General features: G+C 45.3%; 7 protein-coding genes. 5 read left to right on the top strand and 2 right to left on the bottom strand.

Going from position 1 to position 8,608, the window contains the following annotated elements:
* The 4 genes from QUA38_RS25325 to QUA38_RS25340 all read left to right on the top strand — a co-directional run.
* The coding region (locus QUA38_RS25325; protein ID WP_333166828.1) for a PAS domain S-box protein at positions 1-2,918 on the top strand (2,918 nt) is incomplete at its 5' end.
* Between the two features lie 382 nt (positions 2,919-3,300).
* A complete protein-coding gene (locus QUA38_RS25330; RefSeq protein WP_333166830.1) occupies positions 3,301-3,687 on the top strand; it encodes a response regulator in 387 nt (128 codons plus the stop codon).
* Between the two features lie 1,062 nt (positions 3,688-4,749).
* Positions 4,750-5,058, top strand: a complete 309-nt coding sequence (locus tag QUA38_RS25335; RefSeq protein WP_333166831.1) for a DUF1830 domain-containing protein — start codon at positions 4,750-4,752, stop codon at positions 5,056-5,058.
* A gap of 74 nt (positions 5,059-5,132) precedes the next feature.
* Complete coding sequence (locus tag QUA38_RS25340) at positions 5,133-5,483, top strand: late competence development ComFB family protein (protein ID WP_333078033.1); 351 nt, start codon at positions 5,133-5,135, stop codon at positions 5,481-5,483.
* A gap of 82 nt (positions 5,484-5,565) precedes the next feature.
* Here QUA38_RS25340 and QUA38_RS25345 read toward each other — a convergent pair whose 3' ends face one another.
* The gene (locus QUA38_RS25345; RefSeq protein WP_333166833.1) at positions 5,566-5,919 is read right to left on the bottom strand and encodes a DUF6464 family protein; all 354 of its coding nucleotides are present in this window, start codon (positions 5,917-5,919) and stop codon (positions 5,566-5,568) included.
* 410 nt (positions 5,920-6,329) lie between these two features.
* Complete coding sequence (locus QUA38_RS25350; protein WP_333166835.1) at positions 6,330-7,061, bottom strand: sucrose-phosphate phosphatase; 732 nt, start codon at positions 7,059-7,061, stop codon at positions 6,330-6,332.
* A gap of 171 nt (positions 7,062-7,232) precedes the next feature.
* Between QUA38_RS25350 and QUA38_RS25355 the strand changes: the two genes are divergently transcribed.
* Positions 7,233-8,608 (top strand): iron uptake porin (locus QUA38_RS25355; protein WP_333166837.1); only part of this gene is annotated, 1,376 nt, incomplete at its 3' end.

The following is an 8,608-nucleotide window of genomic DNA, read 5'->3' on the forward strand; positions in this document are numbered from 1 at the left end:
TCGCCGAAGACAAAGTAGAAAGTTTGGCTCCTTTATTGGGACTGCACTATCCGGCTACCGATATTCCTCCCCAGGCAAGAAAGCTGTTCAACATGAATTTAATTCGGTTTATTCCCGATATTAACTGTCAGCCGATAGAACTAATTCCTCACTGCAATCCGCAGAACGGCCGCCCCCTGAATCTGGGCTTCTCTTTGTTGAGAGCAGTTTCACCTTGCCATGTTCAATATCTCAAAAATATGAACGTTGGCGCTAGCATGACCTTGGCATTAATCAAAGATCGAAAACTCTGGGGATTGCTCGCCTGTCACCACCCAACACGAAAGTATGTCAACTATGAAACAAGAAAGGCTTGCGAACTGCTAGCAAAGTTTGTGAATCTAGAACTTAGCTATAAACAAGATAGCGAAAATTGGGAATATGCAATTTATTTAAAAGAAAATTGCCATAAGTTTATTACCAAAATTTCTCAATCACAATGGTTTGTAGAAGGTTTACTTAAATCCGGAGATGAATTGCTGACCTTAGTGGGCGCTACTGGTGGAGTTGTGTGTGCAAATGAAAATTTAACAACCATCGGCAACACCCCGGAATTGCTAGAAATAGAAAACTTAATTGCTTGGATAAAAACTCAAATAAATAATGATATTTTTCATACAGATTCTCTCTCAAAACTGTATCCGCCCTCGCAGAAGTTTAAAGAAGTTGCTAGCGGTTTGCTCGTCCTTGCCATGTCCGAGATGCAAAATTATTACATTTTGTGGTTCCGTCCCGAAACAATTCAAACTGTCAACTGGGCCGGCAAACCAGACGGGGAAATTGAAGTTAAACCGGATGGCAGTCGGCCGCTGTCTCCTCGCAATTCCTTTGACTTGTGGCAAGAAACTGTTAGGTTAAAATCTTTGCCTTGGCAGCGGTGCGAAATCGAAATAGCCCAAGAACTACGGGTTGCTATTACTAGCATGGAGTTGCGGAAAACGAATCAGCAGCTTAGCTTAGCTTTGTCGGCTACCAAAATCGGATTTTGGGACTGGGAATTGCAGAAAAATCGCATTGTTTGGTCGAGGGAACACGAAGAGTTGTTTGGGTTGACCCCGGGAACTTTTGCGGGAACTTATCAAAGTTTTGCAGCTTGCATTCACCCAGAAGATCTAAAAAATACGGATAATACTATAAATCAGACCCTGGCCCAGCGAGCAGATTACTTTCTGGAATACCGCGTGGTTTGGCCCGACGGCAGCATTCACTGGATCGAGGGAAAAGGTAAGTTTTTTTACAACGAAGCCGGCGATGCAGTGCGGATGGTGGGGACAGTTACAGAAATTACCGATCGCAAAGCTAGAGAATTGCAGTTGCGCCTGTTGGAATCAGCAGTCACCACCACTAACGACGCCGTGTTAATTACCGAAGCTGAACCGATTGAGGAACCGGGCCCGCGAATTATTTATGTTAACCCAGCTTTCACGCGGATGACCGGCTATACGCTAGAAGAAGTTGTGGGCAAAACGCCGCGCATCTTGCAAGGAGAAAAAACAGACCACGCCAGTCTCGATCAAATTCGGACAGCTTTGGAAACCTGGCAGCCGCTGCGAGTTGACTCGATCAATTACCGCAAAGACGGGACGGAATTTTGGGTAGAAATGAGCATTGTGCCCATAGCGGACGAAAATGGTGAGTTTACCCACTGGGTCTCAGTGCACCGAGATATTAGCGATCGTAAACTTGCTGAAGCAGCCCTCCAACAGCTCAACGAACGGTTAGAAATGCGAGTTTTGCAGCGAACCAGAGAACTAGAAAGCTCTCAAGCAGAACTCCGGGAAAGCGAAGCTTTATTTCGCTCTCTGAGCGAGAGTTCCCCCGTGGGCATTTTCAAAATCGATACTGAGGGGAAATGTACCTATACAAATCCTCGCTGTCAAGCAATTGGTGGCTTCACACCGGCAGCAGCTTTAGGAAACGGCTGGATGCGGTTTGTTCACCGCGAAGACCTCAAACTAATTCTGTCTAAGTGGTCCCAATCGCAATCGCTAGATGGGGAATTTTCCTGCGAATTCCGCCACATTCAGCGAGACGGAACCATCCGGTTTTGTCGGCTGAAAACAGCTCCGATTTTTTCCGACAGATCTCAACTAATTGGTCACGTCGGCACAGTCACAGATATCACAGAAAGTCGGGCAATTGAAAAAATGAAAAATGAGTTTATTTCGATTGTCAGCCACGAACTGCGAACGCCGCTTGCCTCCATTCGCGGTTCTTTAGGTTTGCTGGCGGCTGGGGTACTGAAAAGTAAACCGGAAACTGCCAAACAGATGTTAGAAATCGCTTCGAGCGATACCGAACGGTTAGTGCGTTTGGTAAACGATATTCTCGACTTAGAGCGGCTCGATTCGAGCCAAGTTATCCTCGTCAAGCAGTGGTGCGATGCCCAGGTTTTGATGCGGAAGTCTGCAGAAGCTGTACTTTCTTTGGCTGCTGAAAATAATATTGATTTGTCGATTTTGCCCGAAACAGCCCAAATTTGGGCTGACCCGGACAGAATCGTTCAACTGCTGGTAAATTTGTTGAGCAATGCGATTAAATTCTCCGCTCCAGGGAGTACAGTCACTGTCAGGGTTGAGGATTTAGGCGATTCCCTACGGGATAGCTACGCTTCACGGGTTTTATTTGAAGTCAAAGATCGAGGGCGGGGGATTCCAGCAGATAAACTAGAAACTATCTTTGGACGGTTTCAACAAGTCGATGCTTCTGACTCCCGCCAAAAAGGAGGTACGGGTTTGGGTTTGGCTATCTGTCGCAGTATCGTACAGCAGCACGGCGGCAGAATTTGGGTCGAAAGTGTAGTCTCACAAGGCTGCAGTTTCTATTTCACAGTGCCTGCACCGTTGGAAGGCGAAGGGGGAAAAAGTTTGGAGGTTTGAGATTGCTTTGATCAGAGTTCGCGAAACCTCAAGTTCCTGGCAACGCACGCGGGTAGGATGATTTTGGGAGGCTGATAGGGAGCATCTCAATGAAAGCAGCCAAGCCCAAAATTGGAATTAGGAGCCAGGAGGAAAGAGTCAGAAGTGTTTTTACAAATATGAGATGCTCCCGGCTGATAGGCGGATTTTTCTGTTCAGGGTTTCAGTAGGTGAGTGACAAAATATAGCAACCTCGCTCGATGAAAACGTTCTTAAGTGCTGAAACTCTTAATTTTATTGCTTCTTCCTTCTGCTATATCTGTCAAGAAACCCGGTTGATGAGCCAGGGTGCGTAAGTCCTTTTTCGGTTTACCATGATTCATTTAAAATTTGAGTTTTAATTATGTCAGCAAAACGTATTCTGGTAATCGATGATGAAAAAAACCTTTGCAGCGTGATTCAGGCCTGTCTGGAACATTTAGGCGGCTGGACGGTACTAAGCGCGCCCGACGGCAGCCAAGGATTGCTTTTAGCTGAAACTCACCTCCCTGACGCTATTCTGTTAGATGTGATGATGCCGGATATGGACGGACTTACTCTGTTTGGTTTGCTGCAAAACAATACTGGTACTCGGGGGATTCCGGTGATTTTCCTGACGGCTAAGGTGCAGGCGATGGATTTGAGCGAATTTGCTGATTTGGGGGTAGCGGGGGTGATTGCCAAACCTTTCGATCCTTTGAGTTTGGCACAGCAAGTGGCGGAAATTCTGGGTTGGGAACCGTTGTTTTAAACTGGGGTAAAATACATCGCAGATAGCATATCAAACTCGGCATTTGAAACCGCTACTAGACAAACAAAGTCCACCCAGCCCGACGGCAGAATCAAGGGCATTCAAGCCGGATGACGATCTAAAATCAGCTTTCTGGTTCTCTTGATTATTGCGAAAATCACGCAATTATGTGATTAAAAGGGGTTTATGCGTCCAGGAAAATCCTAGTTTTTCCGGCTATTTTCATAATTTCCTCATTTTTTTGATTTAGCTTTGAGATCGATCGGTGATTGGTTAATTTAAACTCTGATTCCCTAGAAGTTCTAGAGATGATCTCAGGGAGTCGGGGTTTTTTGTTACCTGCAAAGCCGATCGGCTATTACCCTATTTACAGGCAGAATAACTCCTCCAGAAGTTATGCACACTTGCCTCAAGAACGATTTTTTAAACTAGGAATCACAGATGCAGCCAAGTTTTTGGGTAAAAAACCAGGTTTCAGCCTGCTAACCCAAGATTTACGCAGAGTTCCCTGAGAAACCGGGTTTTTAACCCAGGGTCACAGATGGAACCAAGTTTTTGGGTAAAAAACCAGGTTTTTGCCTAACTCTTGTAATCTCTGCTTCGACAAAAGTATATTTATCAAAAAAAATGATGGTCTTCATAATTTCCTCATATTTTTTAGATAAATTTTACTCCAAGCTCTGGATCTTAAGGTCGATCGCACTCTCAGCACCATTCCGCTGCCAAACAGTGAACCTGTTGTCAGGAGAGTTCGGGAAAGTGACGGTACTTTCGATTAACTGCTGCTACAGTACAACCAACCTCAATAAGTCAGGATCTAGGCCCTGCATACCAAACAAACCGGGTTTTTAAACCGGGAAAAACGGAGTTTCTGCGCCATACCTCTAAGTGTTGGCAGGATAACTCAAAGCTACAAAAATTAATAACTGAAGATGTGATTGGCGCTCTCTAATAACACCTCAAAAATAAGTCGGTCGTTTGATCGAGAGCCAAACTCGCAATTGCCACTAACAGGCAAAGGCAAGTCTCAGTAAGTTTTTGAAAGAGTGTGGAGATTTTTAAATGTCTGATCGGCTATCTTATAAAGGTAACAACCAGATTCTGTGCTATTACGCAAATGTTACCAACCTAGTTCAGGTGGTTCGGATTGGGAACATTCCTAATTGGTACTTTGAAAGAGTGATGTTTCCGGGACAGCGACTGATGTTTGAAGCTGCTGCAGAAGCAGTCTTAGAAATTCACACTGGTATGGTGGCAAGTGCTATTTTATCGGACAAGATTCCCTGCTACGTGCTGCGGGTTATAGAAGAGGTAAGTTCTGAGTTCGAGCTGATGATTACCGAAGAACGATTGGCGGTATTAGCCGGTTAAATTTCATGAGAAATCAGACGAAAACGAGAACGGGCACAAAAATATTAGTTAACGAGTGTTTGAGGACAGGGAAAATGCAGAAAAATCTTGTCAATATTACCTTAGCTGTAGTCACAGAGGAAGTAGAAATTATCTTGGAGTCTTATCCGAAGCACCCCTACCAACAAGCTTTTTCGCCTTCGGGATTGCGACAAGATTTAATTGCTTATGTGCTCAGCCGAGTTCCTAATAGATATACTGCGCTCGACTCCGGCGAGTCTGTGTCAAACCAAACAGTTCAGGTTCGCTGTTCTTCAGAGCAGTTGCTGCACATAGAAAATTTGATTCATACTGGAATTCGCGAGGTGCTGCACAGCTATCAGAAGATAGATTACTGCCTTCCTGAAGAAGTTAAATTCGATTCCAGAGTTGCTAGTTGGTTTTGATAGTTTCTGGTAAATGAGGGAGACGCCGAGATTCTCGGCTCTCTCGGTTGGGCCAGGTGGAATTGTGTACTGACTCGATGGTTCAACACTTTTGGTAATCGCAACAGCAGTTGCACGGGCCATTGGGATTGACAGCACAGCGCAGAATTTCCGATCGAGCATTAAAACGGCAGCTAGCATCTCCGATAACCCAGATGCCGCTTACAAAAGTTCTTTCCGTCGGCGGTGTGGCCGACTGCACGTACAGGGCAATTTTTTGCAGTCGGTAGCGGCCGGATTTGAGTTGATAGCGGTGGTGGCGTTCCAAAACAGCGTAGGTTTGTCCCTCTAAATCTAGATAGTTCCCCGGTTGTGGCGTCCAATCCAGCCGAATGCTACCTAAATATTGGCGGGGGTGAGAGAGAATCACCTCTACGGGTAAAGTATTTTGTTCCATGTGGCGGTGCGTTCGCGAACTGAACTAAAGGGGCAAATAGTGGGCTAAACCTACATCTTCTTGATCTAGAAAGATCAGTTTTTCTAGAGAGATTAATTTAGGTTGAGGCGCTAAACTTAACTATAGAACCTTTGGCGATCGGCTGATAGCCGACTAACCAGCAGGCTAGGAAATAAACTTCAACTCGCTTGAGGTAGCTAAAGTTCAGTTCGATTAGGTTTGATAAAGCAGTACAGGCTGATGGTATCGCAACTCCCAGGTTCTATCGATACGCGGTTTAGATTCCTGAACAGATTTTAACGGTTTCCAGGACTTGGGGTGCTTCGGGTGCGTTTGTACTGAGGACTTCAATCCTGTGATTTGTATGAGGGCTTCAGTGTTCATTACAAACCAAACCGAATTTTTGGCAATCAAAATTCCCAAAAATATGCCATTCCTTCCATGATTCCCCAAGCGCAAGCAGAACCAGCTAAATAATGATTTGTCGTGCCAAATTCGCGATGCCATTCTAAGAGTTCTGATAGAGCATTAGCGACGATTACTCCCCGGACATCCTGTTCAAACATATTGATATCATTGCCAGAATCACCGCAAACTAATGTTGCCTCAAATGGAATTTGTAGGCGCTTTTGTAAATAAGTAATGGCATTGCCTTTATTGCTAGTTTGCGGTAAAATATCCACATCACGATTGCTGCTAAAAATGATTTGAGCTGGCAGCCCCGATTCAGTTAATTTTTGCTGCAAAGCCTGGACAGTCGAGCTATTTTCTGATGCTGGTTCCAAACAATAACTGATTTTCCAAGGATTTTGTTCTTTTAGGGATTGGGGTTTAAGCTGGAAAAACTGCTGAGCTAAAGAGGCGATTGCCATTTTATCCCAGTCTTGAGAAAGATATTCCGCCCAATCTAAATCGAGGATTCCGTCTTGGTAAATTTCGCTGCCTACACCTGCGATCAAATAGTCTGGTTCTAGCAGTTGCTTTTGGGCAATTAATTCGCAAGTTGAAGCATAAGAACGCCCGGTAGCGTAAACCAAACAAATTTGCGATCGCTGTGATTGCAAGCGCTGGTTGAAAACTTGAGTTGCTTCGTCATCTCCGACTAGCGTGTTATCTAAATCTGTAACTAATAAAAACTTCATTTGGGGAATTAGTCAGGAATCAGTAGTCATCAGTCATTAGTGATTGGGAATCGCTCGCTTCCTAAAATAATTTTAACTATTTATAAGAATTTGTTAAACCAACTACATTTATAAGCAAGCTTATCGGTTAAGCTTGGCCAGATTTAATTTTCAACAAGTGGTGTGAGTTTTATTGTGAATAATGCAACCTCCGTTAAAGCTTTTTGGCTGTCTTTCTTGATTTCTGGTGCGGCAGTGCCTTTGGGGCCGATCTCCGCAACAGCTCAAATTCAGGATACCTCAACTCCAGAAGTTGCGCTAGAAGCGAGTGCCGTCCCTACGGCTACCCCAGACGCAGCGCTGGCAGCAAGTAAGATTGAGATACCGCAGTTAGCGGCGATAACCGCAGCAGAGACTAACTCAGCAGTCGATCGCCCTTTACCCGATACAGATGCAGCATGGGTGAATCGTGCTTTACCTCAAACAGATATAGCAACAGTCGATCGTGCTTTACCCGACACAGATGCAGCAGTCGATCGTGCTTTACCCGACACAGATGCAGCAGTCGATCGTGCTTTACCCGACACAGATGCAACAGTCGATCGCGCTTTACCCGAAACAGATATAGCAACAGTCGATCGCGCTTTACCTCAAACAGATGCAGCAACAGTCGATCGTGCAACAACAGCCCCAGAAATAACGGGGGCAATTCGCGAATTACCCCCCCAGGAGTTAGAAATTGCAAACTCTCCTCAGTCTCAACAAGTGGCTGAAGCCAGCAAAGTTGCCGACATCAGCAGCGAGACGGGCACCGCTGATGACCTCAGCATACAAGAAGACGCAGCACAAGTCACTTCTGTTTCCCAACTGTCCGACGTGCGCCCCACAGATTGGGCTTTTCAAGCCTTACAATCCCTAGTAGAAAGATACGGCTGCATTGCGGGATATCCAGACGGCACATTCCGAGGCAATCGGGCAATGACTCGCTATGAATTTGCCGCCGGATTAAACGCTTGCTTAGACCAAATTACCAAACAACTTGGCGGTTCTACTGGGAATTTAGTCAAGCGAGAAGATTTACTTGCTTTGCAAAGATTGCAAGAAGAATTTGCCGCAGAATTAGCTACATTGCGCGGTCGAGTAGATGCTTTAGAAGCCCGCACTGCCGAATTGGAGGCCAACCAATTTTCAACTACTACTAAACTCAACGGATTTGCTTGGTTTAACCTGACTGGAGCTTTTGCGAGCAAGCGAGTCCGAGTTGAAGCAACAAATGGAAATGCTGCTCCGCTCGATCGAGTAGCCGGACGCGATCCAGTCACCAACAGACCTATTGTGCAGAGAGTGGACGATGATCCAGAAATCACTTTCAGCCAATTAGTTTGGTTGACCCTCACTACTTCGTTTACAGGGAAAGACGAATTGATTACACAGCTAGCTGTAGGTAACGGCAATTCCCCAGCCAATCAATATACTTCTACAGGCCTGTTCAATACCTTTGGCACTCCTTTTCTCGACCAGACTGCTGGGGTGAATCCCAATGAAGTTACCCTGCGAGAACTTTCCTA

The sequence above is a fragment of the Microcoleus sp. Pol12B4 genome (genome assembly GCF_036701385.1).
Taxonomy (GTDB): Bacteria; Cyanobacteriota; Cyanobacteriia; order Cyanobacteriales; family Microcoleaceae; genus Microcoleus.